The organism is Gracilibacillus sp. YIM 98692, from assembly GCF_010993965.1.
GTDB lineage: Bacteria > Bacillota > Bacilli > Bacillales > Amphibacillaceae > Gracilibacillus.
Genome location: NZ_WIXM01000006.1, coordinates 180,556 through 196,229, shown reverse-complemented (window position 1 = coordinate 196,229; position 15,674 = coordinate 180,556). Strand labels below are relative to the sequence as shown.

The following is a 15,674-nucleotide window of genomic DNA, read 5'->3' as shown; positions in this document are numbered from 1 at the left end:
CCCTGAAACCCGAAGACAAGAAGGCACTATTTAATTCCTGTTTTCTACTCTACCCCGGAAAGGGAGCGCTTTTTCGCAGCGCAGGACTAGCACTCATCTTTGAACGAAATAAAAAAGGCGTGCTGATGAGAATATTCACTATGTCGCAGTTAAGTTCAACTGTGTAGTAAAACAATAAAGGATTTCACTAATACATAATAAAAACGCTCTGTCTAATACAGAGCGTTTTTATTAATGGCCAAAACCAGGAACAAGAATGAAGTTGGTATAAAAAGTAAATCCTATGAAAAATACAGTACAATAAGCGGCAAATAAATACATATACATTCTTTCTGATAACTTTAAAAATCCAACGCCTAAGAAAAAGATCGTTTGGGCTAAAAATAAATATGCCATTGTTTCCATGTGCCCTACGTGAAACATCACCGTGAAAATGCCTGTCCAAAAAGCAAGCATACGAAAAACACGATCCATTGTTCCCCCTCCTTTACAGTAACGTTACTATGTATCAAACCATATTATAAACGACTCGACACTAAATGTAAATTATATTCAATGATTCTTTCTAATGTATTATTTATCTTTCCCCAAACAAGCTTCTTATACACCGCTTAGTCTTCATTTGAAGGGAGTTCAAAGCTTCTTTGTTGGGTAGCCCCTTCCATGATTTTTACTTTCATAATATAATAATCATTCGCTGCGTATGTTGTGGAATAAGAAATTTCTACTGTCCCTGAAGGGAATTGATAATGGTAAGGATCTTTCTTATCTGTTTCATGAATAAAGGTTTGTAATCCCATTTGAAACAAAGTATGAATTTTATATTGCTGCAAATCTTTTTGAGTGTTTTCCAGAGTGGTTTGATACATAGAAACTTGAAAAAAAGTAAGCAAAAAAAGAATGTGGACGATAAAAATGGTAATGGGGGATACAAATCCTTTGTCAGATTGGATAAACGTCATAAATGGTCTTTTCATACGTCTCCTTACTTTCTGTTATTATCGTAATAGTAATACTATTTCTATTATTAGAAAGGGATAAAAGGAAGCTTTCTACGTTCTGAAGCATAATTTCGTGTCCTGCATTGTTCACTTGTCTTCTTATATTGGTTTGGTATTGATCCATGGATACAATATCTCCATTGTGGTAGTGCCATTGCAGACTTGACTCGTCAATTGTAATAGATATGGCATTCATGGATTCTTGTTCAATAAAGTGAAAAAACTGACGCACTTCCATATCATTTTGACGAGGTTGTTTGAAGAAGGCCCCCATTACTTGACTTATCCAAAATAATAGCATTGTCATCATCATAAGAGCTACAATCGTGGAAACAAGTGTAAAACCACGTTCAGGGTTTAGGGACGCCATAGAAGCAAATGGATTGTTTGATTTTTCGTTCATTTGTCCAATCTGCACATCCTTCCAATAAATCATCATTTTGTTGTTGTATGGAAATCGTAACTGGTTTGTTAATAAGGTGTTCAATGGTATAAGAATTTGTCGGAGAAGAAGTGGCAATGGTTTCTTGTAGTTTTTCAAATGTATATTGAGAAATTATCCTCTGATTTTCTAACCTTTGTTGTTCTAATCTCACTTGCGCTAATATTGGCAGCAAAGTGATACATATACTAAAAAAAATTAGTATGGAGATCAAGACATCATAAAATAAATAGCCGCACTCATGATGTAGAAACTTTTTCAGAATAACACCTCCCTTTTCCAAAAGGGCAAGTAATATAATAGTTACTTGATCTTGTCGTAATTTTCAATGTCCCTGGATTTTTTATGTTTCCTTTAGGCGAAAAATGGATAGGTAATTGAAGTGTATTGGAATCAATCTGCCATTGTTCAGGGTATACATACTCTTTAACGACATAACCGAAACCAGATTGTCGAACAGAATATTTATTTTGATCAAAATTAAAGGTCATATAATAACTCTCTGTATGTGTGATATTAAATTGTTGGATGTAAAGCAAATCTTGATTAAATTGTTGTATAAAAGTACGATATTCCATTTGATCTAATGTTTTGTACATAAAACTGCCGCCTATTAAAAGGACAATACTCACTGTGAAAAGTACTAGCAAACTTTCTAAAAGAGTAAAGCCATTTTTTTTATGATACAGAGTCAACATTGTCAGTCGTGTCAAAAATTTCTTCATTAGGATCATATTCTAATATTTGAGTGTCATTATGACATGTGATGGTCTTTAAATAATTATTGTCCTCTAACTCATCTGCACTTTGTAAAGGCTGCTGTTGCTCTATCTCATATACAATCCGTTGGCTGTCTGCGAGCTGGATTAAGGCGTCACAACCTGTTTCTTGGATCGTATCACTTTGGTTAGATAAGTTTGGGATAAATAAAATGAGCAAAACACTGATGACGGCAAGAACAATTAACATTTCAATTAATGTGAACCCTTTTTGGTTTTTTAACATACAAACTTCTCCTCTCACTATATATTTTGAATATAATCGAATAAAGGTAACATTAAAGATAGATAAACGAAGATAATAAGAAAAGCTAATATACTGAGGATAAGTGGTTGAGTAATACTAATCACTTTCTTCATGAAAGTTTCCATTGCATAGATAAGGTGATCAGAATATAATTTTAAATCTTTTGCCATTCGTTCATTATTGACATCATTTTGCATAATGTGTTGTAATTCTGGCTCAAATAATCGGCAGGAAGGCAGGATAGAACTGAATAAATATCCCTGTGATAAATGTTTATCAATTAATGTTGAGTAATAGGGAATAAACGAATCTGAGGTTTGTTCTTTTAATATGGAGAGAGAATCTTTTATGTTCATTCCAGCATGCAATAAAGATTGCAAATGAGTGACAAATAAGAAGGTGGTTTGCATTTTAGCATATCTTTTATACACAGGGATGATTAAGCAACATTTTATCTTAGTTTCAATGGATATCAGCTGATACAATCTGGGTACTAGAAGAAAGATTAAAATAACGAAACTAAAACACGCAATACTTCCATAAAAAATTCCGTTCATCACAGTTTGAGCTAGTAAAAATATGCTATTCTCATTTGATTGAACACCCATTAATTTTACGAAAGAAGGAAAAATAGATATCTTCATAAAAATGATAATAATGAAAAAGAATGTAGCTAAAAGTATAGGGTATCGTGACATTTGCTTCATTTTTGCAACAAATTCCATTCGTTGTTTAAGCATATAACAACTATAGGAAAGCCCCTCTTTAAAATGGCCATGTTGTATAGAAATTTTCATAAATGAAATAATGCTTTGTTGGAAATGACATTGTTTTAGGGCTTCTGTAAAAGAATGACCTTGATAAAGCATCTGTGTTATTTTGTTAGAAGTCGATTGCAATTTGTGATCCCATAAAAGAACATTAAGCGCTTCGTACAAGGAATACCCATAGTTAAAAAGTTGGTGTAATCGATACAATATTTGATATTGTTCTTTCAAAGATAATGGTTTCTTCTTAAAGTTGATCCGTGGTAATGAAACCATAAGCGTAGGCTTTCCTCCTTAAACATTTAAAGCTAGCATATTGGGGAGTGTTTGAAGGTGTTGGATCTTGTATTACTTTTTGAAGGGTTTCTCGTTCTAACAGTTCAAAGATTGCTGCTCTTTGTTGATTAGATTTAGGTGAATTTAGTGTGACCAGCTGAACAGAAGCAATAGCGATTAAACTCTGATGTAAATCAATCGATTTGATCCCCATATCTAATAATCGGTTAATCGTACTTGGTCCATTATTAGCATGTAATGTTGATAACACTAAGTGACCAGTGTTAGATGCTCTAAAAGCAAACTTCGCGGTTTGTTGGTCTCGAATTTCTCCTACCATAATAATATCTGGATCATGTCGTAAAGCTGCTTTCAGCCCAGCATCATAAGTCATCCCTGCATGTTCATTTACTTGGACTTGTAAAATATGATCGATTCTCTTTTCAACTGGATCTTCTAACGTTACCGTTTGAAAAGGAGTTTGATCCATGAAGGCTTGAAGGATAGCATATAATGTAGTTGTTTTCCCAGATCCGGTGGGTCCGGTGAATAAAATAATACCTGATCGATGATTTAGCCATTGCAGTATCGTTTTATATTGATTTGGAAAAAGGGAAATTTGATCGAGTGTATGAATCTCATCTTGAGGTAAAATTCTAATGGCGAGGCTTTCAGAAGCATTTGCTGGAAGGGTAGACAATCTTAAAGAAAAGGCCTGACTTTGAAAGTTAGTTGAAATGGTTCCTTGCTGAGGTTTCCGCATTTCACCAATATCCATTTTAGCAGTAAATTTGTAATAGGTGAGAATGAAGGAGTACTGCTCATAAGTGATAGAATAATGAAAACATCTCCTTCCGTTAATTCTAAAATAAATGTCTACTTTAGTTTCTTGGGGGCTAAAATGAATATCTGATGCTCCTGCTTTAATGGCCTCTTGAATAATTCGGTTCGAGAGTGCAGAAGCTTTGTTCAATTTCTATTTCACCTCCTATTTTATCATGGTACAATATTAATATTCGTCAGCCATTGAGAAATTCCTGCATGAAAAAGAAAAAATATGGAAACAAATCGGAGGTAGTTATGAAAAGTATTTATTTAGTTGGATTTATGGGCAGTGGAAAAACTAGTATAGCTTCTGCATTAAAGGAATCATTACATATGGAAGTGCAAGATACGGATGATTTGGTCGAAAAAACATATAAACAAACTATACCAGAAATATTTGCAAAAAAAGGGGAGAAAACCTTTAGGGAATATGAAACTGAAGTGCTAAAATCGACGAATAAAACAAATGCCATCATAGCGACAGGTGGAGGCATTATAGAAAAAGAAGAAAATCGTAAATGGTTAGAGCAACACGGGACCGTTATTTTTTTGCAAACTTCTTGGGAAGAAATAAAAAGACGTTTGATAAATGATGGATCAAGGCCGATTTGGAATAATCAAGACCGTGATAAAAAAGAACTTTTAATTCAGAGAACCCCAAAATATTTAGAAGTGGCAGATGTGACCATTGATACTGATGGCAAAACTGTGGAACAATTAAAAAACGAGATCATTGGATATTTATAATGACTTTATGAAGAACATGTATATTACTGCAGCTATTGTACAAAACTAGTAGCAAAAACAAAGGTGTGATGAACTTGCCAAGTGAGGAATATGTCAAGTATATGACACAGAAAATTGTTAAATATATGGATACACCAAAAGATGAACGCAAAAAGTTGAAGAAGGATGAAAAAGAAGAACCGATCGCGTATTCAAACAAATGGTTTGGAGTACTGCCATTTGCATTTCGTTTATTGCTACAGAAAAAGAAATGATTAAATGGCGCTGTCTCATTAGTTCAGTTTACAGTTTGGCAACTGGAATATTGCTAGATACCTATACTGAGGCCATGTAGTAAAAGGAACTATATTCCAGTTGCGTGTACAATGGAGCTGGCTTTTGAGTCAGCTTCTTTTTTTGTTTACTGAAGAGTTTGGATAAGTTTTTGTACCGTTTGTGCAGAAAGATAAAAGAGACCAGCATTGATAATGGAGATTTCGATTTTAGGTTCTAATCGTTCTGTTAAATGTCTCTCTTCATTTTCATAAAACTCTTGTACATCCTTATTATGTTGAAAGAAATAATCTAATAACTCCTTTTCTTCCTGTAATGTTTTTAATGAGGCTATTGCCCAGCTATTGTCGTGGGTTGATATTTCATTCTCAATATATTGAAAAATTCTATAAAATCCGCTTGGTGGTTTTATAATAGGAGATAATGTGTAACTATAATCACTCATAACTCTCTGGAAAGGTATGTTTTCAAGCTTTTTCATCATATTATTCAACATTATTCCATTAATTAAATGTAATCCAATAGAAAAGATCTCTTCTTTTTTTTGTTTGCCAAGGTAACTGACTTTTATGTTACCAACAAGCCATGGATATAAAGCGGTTTTAGTAACGCCATCTGATTTTTCATAAAGTAATGTGTACATGGCTTGTTGTTGGATATAAGAAAATATTTGTTGTAAGCGTGGACTGCCAAAATGTATCCATTCAAAACCCTTTTCTTCCGATTCAGGGTCTGTATTAAGTTTTAGAGTCATAGGAGCCCCTTGCTGCCCCAGTTTATCCATGTAGTGCCAATAAAAAGGGCGGTTCATTAAGGCCTCGTCTAGTTCTCTATTTAATTGAATGCTAAAAAGATTTTTTTCGGGCCGGTCTATTGGACAGTCGTATAGAGAAAAAAAGCTTTCGAGAAAATGATTTATATTTTCTAATTCCATCATGCTTCACCTACTTTTTCTTCATCATTTATAGAGTGAATAACAGAAGCTAAATTATCTAATTTAATTTTGGTTTCTCCAATGGATTTCGATTCAGTAAATATTTTTTCAACCTCATCGTCAAGATCATTTAATTCCAATTTAGTCAGAATTTGGTCTAATTGACCAATGACGTTTTCAAATAAATTAATCTTATGATGCAATAATTCTATTACATGTTCATCAATGGTGTTTCTAATAGCAAAATTATAAATTTGTACATCATTCTCTTGACCAAATCGGTGAATCCGGCCAATTCTTTGTTCAAGGCGCATTGGATTCCATGGTAAGTCGTAATTAATTAAGTGATGACAAAATTGTAAGTTAATACCTTCTCCGGCAGCTTCAGTTGCAATCATTACTTGAGCATAATTTTGGAATAAATGTCTCATCCAGTCCTTTTTCCCTTTTTTGAATCCACCTCGATACAGAACGGACTTGATATTTTCTTGCTGCAGCATCCATTGTAAATATATTTGTGTAGCTCGATATTCAGTAAAAATAATAAACTTTTCATTCGATTGCTTAACTAAATCGACTAGTTTTTTTGCTTTAGCATGATGTGGTAAATGTTCTATTTGTTTTACCATTTCTAACAATGGAGTGTTCTCCGCTTTCTCATTGAGATTTATCCATTTTTTTAGGGATAGATAACAAGCTTCACGAGAGGAGCAAAATTCTCTTTTATATGTAACACCAGAAACATGACTGCTAGATTGAAAAAATTGTTCCAAAGTGTTGTAAAATTGTTGTTCCTCTTCTGAAAAGTCTACCCATATTGTATCAATGTGCCGGTTTGTCCATTGCACACCAGTATCTTTTCTACGGTTACGAATCATCACCTTATTAACGAGTTGTTTTAAATAAGGGTCATCGTCTATTTTCTTTTGTTGATGGCGATATGTTTTCACAAATTCTTCATATGTTCCTAAGTAGCCTGGTTTGATTAAGCTAATTAAATTAAAAATATCCGTTAATTTATTCTGAACGGGGGTAGCAGTTAATAATAACAAATATTTTTTTTTCAAAGCTTGAACAAATGCAAAGTTCTTAGTTTGGTGGTTTTTTAATTTATGAGCCTCGTCTACGATTACAAAGTCATAGCTTTGATTCAGTATTTCTTCTTGATGCTTTCCTTTTTTTGCTGTATCTAGTGTTGTGATGATGATATTGGCTTCTTTCCAGTTAACTCGTTTTCGAGCTGTAACTGCAGGAATATAAAATTTCTGGCTTAATTCCAATGCCCATTGATTAACAAGAGACGCGGGAACAAGGATTAGAACTTTTTTTGCCATCCCTCTCATCAAATACTCTTTTAATATAAGTCCTGCTTCAATCGTTTTACCCAGTCCGACTTCATCAGCTAACAAGGCTCTTCCATTCATTTCTTGTATGACTCTTTCCGCACATTCTATTTGATGTGGTAAAAAATCCATTTTTGGTAAAAACGAAGGACTCACAAGTTGATTAAAATCCGAAACTTTCATTGTTTCAGCGATTTGATAAGATTTCTGAAAAAGTTCCCAGCTACAAAGTTTAGCAGGGCTTTCTGTAACTTCTGTGAAACTTGAAATATATTCTTTATCCATTGTTTTTGGTATTTGCATTGACATCCATCCTATTCGTATATCTAACGATATAAGGGTGTTTTTTTCTATTTTGCACGGATACCAAGTTGTTTATACAAAAGGGATGAAATCAAATAAAAGAATAGAAAAGAACTAGGGGAAGCACCCTAGTTCTTAAATTAATAATCTAATTTTTTTGTTATCTTTATCTTGCCTGTCCACTTCTTATAACCACCTTGCAAGTGGTATAATTTGTGATATCCTTTTTTATGAAGCACTAATCCTGCTCTTCCGGAACGGGCACCACTTTGGCAATACAAATAAACAGGCTGATCTTTACGCAGTTCCGTTAAGCGTTGTTTTAGCTGAGTAAGAGGTATATTACGAGCACCTAGAATGTGCCCACCATCAAACTCTTTAGGTTCACGTACGTCAATTAATTGGGCTTTTCTGTAACCCTGTCTAAACTCTTCTTCCGTTAATGTTGTTAAAACTTTTTTTTGCTTAAAGTATTTGTATACGGAAAATAATATAAATGCTACTAAAATGGCAAGCAAGATATATAATTCTGTCATGTTTTTATCCCCCAATATTTTGTTAAAAATTCTCCTAAAAAAGATTATATCATTTCTTTTACTGAAATAAAGAATAATTTGCAAACATTGTTCGATTTTTGTGGAATTCAATCATTAAGATAACAAATAGGATAAGGAATATGTTAAAATAATAGCTTGTTTGGAATTCTTGTCTGATTGTTTATTCTATTGTATGCTTTTATTTACATGAATGATTGATGAACGAATGGAGGAGAAAAATGCCAACCCCAACTATGGAAGATTATATAGAACAAATCTATTTATTGATTGAAACGAAAGGATATGCTCGTGTTTCTGCGATTGCCGAAGCATTGCAAGTACAGCCATCATCGGTAACCAAAATGGTACAGAAATTAGATCGTGATGATTATTTGAATTATGAAAAATATCAAGGTCTTATCTTAACTCCAAAAGGAAAAAAAATCGGAAAAAGGTTGGTGTACCGACACGAATTATTGGAGCAATTTTTACGGTTAATTGGTGTAGATGAGGAAAATATTTATACAGATGTGGAAGGGATAGAGCACCATTTGAGCTGGAATTCCATTGATCGTATTGGAGACCTTGTACAATACCTCGAGGAAGACCCAACGCGAGTAGAGAGTTTGAAAAAGATACATAAACAGTCAGAATTAAAAGACGATTAATGTTCATGTTATTTCGTTCTATTGGTTTAACACGAAGAATATATATATACAAGTGTTAAAATCGATAGGGTGATGGGATGAAAATTGATGGAGTGTTTTCAGGTGGTGGAGTGAAGGCCTTTGTCTTTATTGGCGCACTACAAGCACTGGAGGAAAAGAATATTACTATTGGTAAGGTAGCTGGTACCTCAGCAGGTGCTTTATTTGCAACACTTGTTGCTGCTGGTTATCAATCAAAAGAATTAAAGGAAATATTTTTAAATGTAAACATCGATCAATTTTTAGATCAATCCCAAATTAGTTCAGCTATCCCGTTTCTAAAGTGGTTAACTTTATATAAAACAATGGGCTTATATCGAGGGAAATACTTTGAGAACTGGCTGCAATCATGCTTAGAAAAAAAAGGTGTGAAGTATTTCTCTGACATGAACGCTGATCAACTGAAAATTGTTGCTGCAGACATAACATTTAATAGAGTTGTAGTATTTCCAGATGATTTAATGCGGTTTTACCATATTGATGCTTCCTATTTCCCTATAGCAAAAGCTGTTCGAAGCAGTATTTCTATCCCTTATTTTTTTCGGCCATGCCAAATCACTAACCCATTTTCCGGTCAAAAAAGCTTAATAGTGGATGGAATGATTCTAAGCAGTTTTCCGTTGTGGTTATTCGAAGAAAGATCAGACGCTGATTATCGCCCAGTATTAGGTATGCAGTTAACAGATCCTAATCAATATTATTATAATAAAAAAATTAAAAATGCCATTGATTTGCTTAAAGCAACTATTGGTACTATGAGAAAAGCACATGATACGCGGTATATTTCTAAACAGACTGCTGAGCAAATATTATTTTTCCCAGTTGAGGAAATTAGCTCAACGGATTTTAGTATTAATCGAAAAGAAAAGGAATCTCTTATTATATATGGATATCAGCGTACGAAACATTTTCTGGGAGAATGGAAATATATTTAGAAAAAAGAACAGAGCCTCGTTATAACGAAGCTCTGTTCTTTTTCTTTTCTTTTTCTTTGTTTCCTTCTATTACTCGTAAGTGAGGAACATTTCTCCGTGATGATTTTAAAGCACTTGATTTTTTATACATGTTTGGTTTAAAGGTCTGTTTTCCATTTTGTTTATGCGAGAGATGTTTGTATTTCTGTTTTGATTGTTTCACTGCTTTGCGGTATTTCTTCAGTTCATTTGTTGATCTTGGTCGCATCAAAAAGAAATAGAATAGACCAAAGATAACCGCACCAATACATGCAGTTATAAATAAATTCATTAATAATCCTAAAGTATCTGTTAATAAGTTACCCACAAACCCTACGACAGCTAAACCAATTAAAATATAAATAAGCCAAGATATATATTTTCTCAAATATATAGCCTCCTTTCGGTAAAGAAACGCATCTTTATTAATATATATACCCCATTTCTTTACCATTATATACAAAAATTTTAAAAAATTTTATACGCTTATTTAAAGTGTATGCTTATATCATAGCAATGTAAGCCCTTTATTTAAAATGTTTTATAAAAAGTTTAAATTAGCGGATGTATTTTATTTATATCTCTATTGTATAAAATTATGAAAAAAATAACTAGGGGAACACTTCAATTGGATGAAATGATTAACAATGGGATACCCTATAAAATGAGGTGATCATATATGCGATATCAAAGAAGAAATCAAAGACAATCAGTAAATCAATCAACGCAAACAATGGTTTCAAAGATAATAAGTATTGGTTTTTTTGGGGGGCTGATTTGGAGTGTTATTCATTCCATTGCCGGCTTTTTCAACTTTACAAAGATTACACCGAAAAGTTTTGTGTTGCGATCATGGCTGCAAACAGCATGGACCGATCAATGGTTAGGGCAAATGATTTCAGTTTTGATTATAAGCATCTTATCCATAATAGTTGCTTTTATCTATTATGTGCTATGTAAGAAGTTTGAAAGTATTTGGCCAGGACTTGTGTATGGGATTGCCTTATGGTTTTTATTATTCTGGCTATTAGAACCCATATTTCCTAATATACCGGCTTTCTATGATTTAGATAGCAATACCATTGTTACGACTATTTGTATATTTATTTTATACGGTGTTTTTGTTGGATACTCTATTTCCTTCACTTATCACTTACAAAAAACTGAAAATAGTTAGGTTTATATGTTATGATGAAGGGGATCAGTGTAGGAGGAAGGTGTAAAAATGGGGAAGCTTCTCATGTTAAATGGTCCTAACTTAAATCGGTTAGGTCAGAGAGAACCAGATGTTTATGGAAAAGAGACATTAGCAGATATTGAAGCCGATCTTCAATCACTGCTATCATCGCACTCATATCAAATAGAAGCAAAACAATCTAATCATGAAGGGGAGCTTATTGACATTCTTCATGAAGCAGAAAGCCAATTTGATGGTATTATTTTTAATCCGGGTGCATACACACATACAAGTATTGCATTAAGAGATGCGATTAGCTCTATATCCGCACCTGTAATAGAAGTACATATTTCAAATGTGCATAAAAGGGAATCCTTTAGACACCATTCTATGTTAGCACCAGTTTGTGAAGGACAAATTGTCGGGTTAGGAACGAAAGGTTATCAACTAGCTGCTATGTACTTCATAGGTGAAAAGTAATATAACATATCAACGGGAGGGAGATTGATGGAGGAACGTTTACAAAAATTGCGAGATTTGCTTCAAAAAGAAAAGGTGGATGCACTGTTAGTGACAAGTGCTATAAACCGTAGATATATCACCGGCTTTACCGGAACATCTGGGGTTGCAGTTATTACGAAAAATCAAGCCTATTTTATTACTGATTTTCGATATACGGAACAAGCAAAAGAGCAAGTGAAAGGGTTTACTATAAGAGAACATAAAGTACCTATTCATGAGGAAGTCAAAAATGTAGCAGATGAATTGAACATTGAAACACTGGGATTTGAGAAAAATGATATAACATATGCTTCGTTTGAGCAATATAAAAAACAATTATCGTGTGAGTTTATTCCAACACAAGGAATTATTGAAAAAATCCGCTTGATTAAAACAGAAGATGAGATTAAGATAATAAAGGATGCATGTAAAATTGCGGATGATGCCTATAGTCATATTCTTAATTTTATTAAGCCAGGTGTTAAGGAACTTGATATTGCAACAGAATTAGAATTTTATATGAGAAAAAAGGGAGCGCAATCTTCAAGCTTTGATATTATAGTAGCTTCCGGTTATCGGTCTGCTTTGCCCCATGGGGTAGCTTCTACTAAGGAAATAGCGTCTGGTGAATTAGTTACATTAGATTTTGGTGCTTTATATAACGGTTATAGCTCGGATATTACAAGGACTGTTGCTGTTGGGGATATCAGCGAAGAATTACATACCATTTATCAGACGGTGTTAGAAGCACAAAAATTAGGAGTTGAGGGGTTAAAAGCAGGCATCACAGCAAAAGAAGCTGATTTACTTACCAGAGATTATATAACAGAAAAAGGATATGGACAGTATTTTGGGCACTCTACAGGTCATGGATTAGGTCTTGATGTACATGAAATGCCAGGATTATCATATCGTTCAAAAGAAACGTTACAAGCTGGCATGGTCGTAACTGTGGAGCCAGGAATTTATGTTCCTAATATTGGTGGCTGTCGTATAGAGGATGATCTATTAATTACAGAAGAAGGCAGTCAACGATTAACACATGCACCTAAGGAATTTACAAAACTACCTAGTTAATAAAGATTAGATCAGAGGAGGCAGCTGAATGATTTCAGTAAACGATTTTAAAACAGGGCTAACTATTGAAGTAGATAATGAAATTTGGCAAGTAATCGATTTTCAACATGTGAAGCCAGGCAAAGGAGCTGCATTTGTTCGCTCTAAATTACGTAACTTGCGAAATGGCAATATTCAAGAAAAAACTTTTCGAGGCGGAGAAAAAGTAAACCGCGCTCATATTGAAAATAGAAAAATGCAGTATTTGTATGGATCTGGTAATGTTCACACTTTCATGGATACAAATACATTTGATCAAATAGAGTTACAAGAAGATCAAATTGAGAGGGAATTACAATTCATTAAAGAGAATATGGAAGTAAACATTCTTACATACGAAGGGGAAACGATCGGTGTTGACCTGCCAAATAATGTAGAATTAACTGTAACGGAAACAGAGCCTGGAATAAAAGGTGACACAGCAAGTGGGGGTACAAAACCTGCGACTTTAGAAACTGGTTTGACCGTTCAAGTTCCATTTTTCGTAAATGAAGGAGAAGTCTTAGTGATAAGTACCAATGATGGGAAATATGTATCAAGAGCTTAATAAAGTTTTAGAAGGAGCTGTCTTATATGGCGGCTCTTTTTTTATTCTCATACTTTTGCGTCTTATAGTAATATCCCATATTAGGATGCATAGAATGGTTTTAGATAATAAAAGTAAAAGCGGGGCTAGCTCATGGAAAATATTTTAAATTTACTTCCAGAAACAATATCCAGTGAGATTAGACAAGCTATGAAAAACAAACGATTTCAGCCTCAAGAAATAAGGCTAAGAATGAATCAACCAGTTGAGTTGAATGACGGGACAAACATCATTTGGCTTTTTAAAACAAGATTAACACAATCAGAAGCCCTCCTATTTTTAAATAGAATAAGCGAATACTCTATGTATCGTTTAGAAGAGGAATTGAGACAAGGTTATATTACGATTTCAGGAGGCCACAGAATTGGTATATCTGGTGAAGTGATTGTGGAAAATGGTTCTGTCAAAGCCATTAAACATGTATCATCATTTAATATTCGACTTGCAACAGATATGGTAGGTTTTACAAAACCTTATCTTTCTTATATCTATGATTCATCGTTAAAAAATAGTTTAATCATTGGTCCCCCGCAATCGGGTAAAACTACATTTCTTCGAGATATTGCTCGTTATTTATCTGGTGGTGGAGTATTCAAAAGAACGTTTAAAACGGCTATCGTAGATGAACGCTCGGAGATATGTGCTTCTGTAAATGGGGTACCACAGCATCACTTTCATTCAAGGGTTGACGTAATGGATAAATGTCCAAAGTCAGAAGGAATGATGATGTTAGTGCGTTCTATGTCACCAGAGGTGATTATAGTTGATGAGATTGGAAGTGAAAAAGATGTACAAGCTTTAATGGAAACGATCCATGCAGGAGTTTGTATCATATGCACCGTTCACGGAAGAGATCTAGAAGAGGTAAAGCAAAGACCGGCTTTATTACCACTGTTTCGAGCTAATGTGTTTGATCGATTTTTTGTTCTATCCAATCAAAAAAAAGCTGGTGATGTAACTGATATATTAGACCAACATGGTCGCACTATTTTAAAACAGAGAGTGAATAGTCTATGAAATGGTTTGGAGCTTTACTTATCGTATTTACTTTAACCTGGTTAGGATATGAATGGTCCAAAAAATTAGAGCAGCGGCCACAGCTTATTAGAGTGTTAAAAAGTTCATTGCAAATTTTAGAGGCTGAAATTGTCTATAGTCAGGCTTCTATAATGGAGGCTTGTCATAATATTTCTCAGCAAATTCCTTCTCCTGTTTCTGGTTTTTTTAGACAAGTCGCACAGCAATTAAAACATGAGCCTATCAGTCTCTATGATATTTGGGATAAAGAAACCGATCGTTTTTGCCATTCTGTGTTTTTATCTTCAGAGGAAAAAGAAATTATGAAGCAATTTGGCAGAACTTTAGGTCAACATGATATTGTTCAGCAACAAAAATATATTCAGCTTGCTCTAACCCACTTAGATCGAAAGTTAAAAGAGGCAGAAGATATGAATTATCGCTATGGGAAAATGGTGAAGAGTCTTGGTTTATTAGCAGGATTATTTCTAGCCATACTCTTGCTTTAGAGAGGAGTAATCACATGATAGGGGATACGAGTATATTGTTCCAGATAGCAGGTATCGGAATCATAGTAGCTATGATTCATACTATTTTAAAGCAGATGGGCAAAGAGGAATATGCTCAATTTGTAAGTTTAGTCGGTTTTATCATTGTACTATTGTTTGTGCTTAATAGCATATCTGACTTATTCCAAGAGATCAGATCAGTGTTTTTTTATAAAGGGTAATGAGTATGGAAATATTTGAAGTAGTAAGTATCGGTGTTATTGCTTCTGTACTTGTTTTATTGTTAAAAGACAAACAACCAGCTATTGCTTATCTTCTTATTGTATTAACTGTATTATATTTTTTCCTTTTCGTTATTCAATACGTGAAAGAAGTATTACAGTTAGTTGTCTTTCTAGGAGAAAAAGCCAATATTCACTCAGCCTATATCCAAACCATTCTGCAAATTATCGGAATATCTTATGTAGCTGAAATTGGTGCTAATATAGTGAAAGATGCTGGTTTAGATTCCATTGCTGTAAAGATAGAATTAATTGGTAAAGTATTTATCTTGATACTTGCTATACCAATATTCAAGTCTCTTATTGAAACGATTATTAACATTTTTCCAATTACGTAATAGTGGGAAGGATTTT

24 protein-coding genes are annotated in these 15,674 nt (G+C 33.8%); 12 read left to right on the top strand and 12 right to left on the bottom strand.

Annotation, left to right across the window (positions count from 1 at the left end):
• Nucleotides 1-231: 231 nt before the first annotated feature.
• The 8 genes from GHD00_RS08775 to comGA form a co-directional block, all read right to left on the bottom strand.
• Entirely contained in the window at nucleotides 232-474 is a 243-nt protein-coding gene (locus GHD00_RS08775; protein WP_163537770.1) for a DUF2626 domain-containing protein, read from the bottom strand.
• A 137-nt stretch (nucleotides 475-611) separates the two neighbouring features.
• Nucleotides 612-977 carry a hypothetical protein gene (locus tag GHD00_RS08770; protein WP_163537769.1) on the bottom strand — a complete coding sequence of 122 codons (366 nt, stop codon included), beginning with the start codon at nucleotides 975-977 and terminating at the stop codon, nucleotides 612-614.
• Nucleotides 943-1,404 carry a ComGF family competence protein gene (locus GHD00_RS08765; protein ID WP_163537768.1) on the bottom strand — a complete coding sequence of 154 codons (462 nt, stop codon included), beginning with the start codon at nucleotides 1,402-1,404 and terminating at the stop codon, nucleotides 943-945. Before GHD00_RS08765 ends, GHD00_RS08770 begins: the two co-directional genes overlap by 35 nt.
• Nucleotides 1,352-1,618 carry a hypothetical protein gene (locus tag GHD00_RS08760; protein WP_163537767.1) on the bottom strand — a complete coding sequence of 89 codons (267 nt, stop codon included), beginning with the start codon at nucleotides 1,616-1,618 and terminating at the stop codon, nucleotides 1,352-1,354. Before GHD00_RS08760 ends, GHD00_RS08765 begins: the two co-directional genes overlap by 53 nt.
• Before the next feature lie 64 nt (nucleotides 1,619-1,682).
• The gene (gene comGD / locus GHD00_RS08755) at nucleotides 1,683-2,141 is read right to left on the bottom strand and encodes a competence type IV pilus minor pilin ComGD (RefSeq protein ID WP_276208264.1); all 459 of its coding nucleotides are present in this window, start codon (nucleotides 2,139-2,141) and stop codon (nucleotides 1,683-1,685) included.
• Entirely contained in the window at nucleotides 2,122-2,448 is a 327-nt protein-coding gene (gene comGC, locus GHD00_RS08750; RefSeq protein ID WP_163537765.1) for a competence type IV pilus major pilin ComGC, read from the bottom strand. Before comGC ends, comGD begins: the two co-directional genes overlap by 20 nt.
• A gap of 17 nt (nucleotides 2,449-2,465) precedes the next feature.
• On the bottom strand, nucleotides 2,466-3,512 hold the full coding sequence (locus tag GHD00_RS08745) for a type II secretion system F family protein (protein ID WP_163537764.1): 1,047 nt from the start codon (nucleotides 3,510-3,512) through the stop codon (nucleotides 2,466-2,468).
• Nucleotides 3,484-4,485: a competence type IV pilus ATPase ComGA gene (gene comGA, locus GHD00_RS08740; RefSeq protein WP_163537763.1), complete on the bottom strand. Its 1,002-nt coding sequence runs from the start codon at nucleotides 4,483-4,485 to the stop codon at nucleotides 3,484-3,486. The genes GHD00_RS08745 and comGA overlap by 29 nt, the downstream gene beginning before the upstream one ends.
• 107 nt (nucleotides 4,486-4,592) lie before the next feature.
• Here comGA and GHD00_RS08735 point away from each other — a divergent pair, with 107 nt between their 5' ends.
• Nucleotides 4,593-5,084: a shikimate kinase gene (locus GHD00_RS08735; RefSeq protein ID WP_163537762.1), complete on the top strand. Its 492-nt coding sequence runs from the start codon at nucleotides 4,593-4,595 to the stop codon at nucleotides 5,082-5,084.
• A 68-nt stretch (nucleotides 5,085-5,152) separates the two neighbouring features.
• A complete protein-coding gene (locus GHD00_RS08730; RefSeq protein ID WP_481810383.1) occupies nucleotides 5,153-5,338 on the top strand; it encodes a YqzE family protein in 186 nt (61 codons plus the stop codon).
• Between the two features lie 146 nt (nucleotides 5,339-5,484).
• On the opposite strand, the gene GHD00_RS08725 is transcribed toward GHD00_RS08730, so the two are convergent.
• From GHD00_RS08725 to GHD00_RS08715, 3 genes are all read right to left on the bottom strand, one after another.
• Entirely contained in the window at nucleotides 5,485-6,294 is an 810-nt protein-coding gene (locus tag GHD00_RS08725) for a YqhG family protein (protein ID WP_240468648.1), read from the bottom strand.
• Complete coding sequence (locus GHD00_RS08720) at nucleotides 6,291-7,937, bottom strand: DEAD/DEAH box helicase (protein WP_163537759.1); 1,647 nt, start codon at nucleotides 7,935-7,937, stop codon at nucleotides 6,291-6,293. Before GHD00_RS08720 ends, GHD00_RS08725 begins: the two co-directional genes overlap by 4 nt.
• Nucleotides 7,938-8,077: 140 nt before the next feature.
• Nucleotides 8,078-8,473, bottom strand: a complete 396-nt coding sequence (locus GHD00_RS08715) for a rhodanese-like domain-containing protein (protein ID WP_163537758.1) — start codon at nucleotides 8,471-8,473, stop codon at nucleotides 8,078-8,080.
• A gap of 239 nt (nucleotides 8,474-8,712) precedes the next feature.
• On the opposite strand from GHD00_RS08715, the gene mntR reads away from it, so the two are divergent.
• Entirely contained in the window at nucleotides 8,713-9,141 is a 429-nt protein-coding gene (gene mntR / locus GHD00_RS08710) for a transcriptional regulator MntR (RefSeq protein WP_163537757.1), read from the top strand.
• A gap of 77 nt (nucleotides 9,142-9,218) precedes the next feature.
• Nucleotides 9,219-10,115 (top strand): patatin-like phospholipase family protein, encoded by an 897-nt coding sequence (locus GHD00_RS08705; protein ID WP_163537756.1) that lies wholly within the window; start codon nucleotides 9,219-9,221, stop codon nucleotides 10,113-10,115.
• 19 nt (nucleotides 10,116-10,134) lie between these two features.
• Here GHD00_RS08705 and GHD00_RS08700 read toward each other — a convergent pair whose 3' ends face one another.
• Nucleotides 10,135-10,521, bottom strand: a complete 387-nt coding sequence (locus GHD00_RS08700; protein WP_163537755.1) for an SA1362 family protein — start codon at nucleotides 10,519-10,521, stop codon at nucleotides 10,135-10,137.
• A 291-nt stretch (nucleotides 10,522-10,812) separates the two neighbouring features.
• Here GHD00_RS08700 and GHD00_RS08695 point away from each other — a divergent pair, with 291 nt between their 5' ends.
• The 8 genes from GHD00_RS08695 (at nucleotide 10,813) to spoIIIAD (ending at nucleotide 15,658) form a co-directional block, all read left to right on the top strand.
• A complete protein-coding gene (locus tag GHD00_RS08695; RefSeq protein ID WP_163537754.1) occupies nucleotides 10,813-11,310 on the top strand; it encodes a YqhR family membrane protein in 498 nt (165 codons plus the stop codon).
• Between the two features lie 48 nt (nucleotides 11,311-11,358).
• Nucleotides 11,359-11,790: a type II 3-dehydroquinate dehydratase gene (gene aroQ / locus GHD00_RS08690; protein WP_163537753.1), complete on the top strand. Its 432-nt coding sequence runs from the start codon at nucleotides 11,359-11,361 to the stop codon at nucleotides 11,788-11,790.
• A 27-nt stretch (nucleotides 11,791-11,817) separates the two neighbouring features.
• Nucleotides 11,818-12,888 (top strand): M24 family metallopeptidase, encoded by a 1,071-nt coding sequence (locus GHD00_RS08685; protein WP_163537752.1) that lies wholly within the window; start codon nucleotides 11,818-11,820, stop codon nucleotides 12,886-12,888.
• A gap of 28 nt (nucleotides 12,889-12,916) precedes the next feature.
• Nucleotides 12,917-13,474, top strand: a complete 558-nt coding sequence (gene efp, locus GHD00_RS08680) for an elongation factor P (RefSeq protein ID WP_163537751.1) — start codon at nucleotides 12,917-12,919, stop codon at nucleotides 13,472-13,474.
• Between the two features lie 132 nt (nucleotides 13,475-13,606).
• Nucleotides 13,607-14,530 carry a stage III sporulation protein AA gene (gene spoIIIAA, locus GHD00_RS08675; protein WP_163537750.1) on the top strand — a complete coding sequence of 308 codons (924 nt, stop codon included), beginning with the start codon at nucleotides 13,607-13,609 and terminating at the stop codon, nucleotides 14,528-14,530.
• Nucleotides 14,527-15,039, top strand: a complete 513-nt coding sequence (spoIIIAB, locus tag GHD00_RS08670; protein ID WP_163537749.1) for a stage III sporulation protein SpoIIIAB — start codon at nucleotides 14,527-14,529, stop codon at nucleotides 15,037-15,039. Before spoIIIAA ends, spoIIIAB begins: the two co-directional genes overlap by 4 nt.
• A gap of 14 nt (nucleotides 15,040-15,053) precedes the next feature.
• Nucleotides 15,054-15,260 carry a stage III sporulation protein AC gene (gene spoIIIAC / locus GHD00_RS08665; RefSeq protein WP_163537748.1) on the top strand — a complete coding sequence of 69 codons (207 nt, stop codon included), beginning with the start codon at nucleotides 15,054-15,056 and terminating at the stop codon, nucleotides 15,258-15,260.
• A 5-nt stretch (nucleotides 15,261-15,265) separates the two neighbouring features.
• A complete protein-coding gene (gene spoIIIAD, locus GHD00_RS08660; protein WP_163537747.1) occupies nucleotides 15,266-15,658 on the top strand; it encodes a stage III sporulation protein AD in 393 nt (130 codons plus the stop codon).
• Nucleotides 15,659-15,674: the final 16 nt, after the last annotated feature.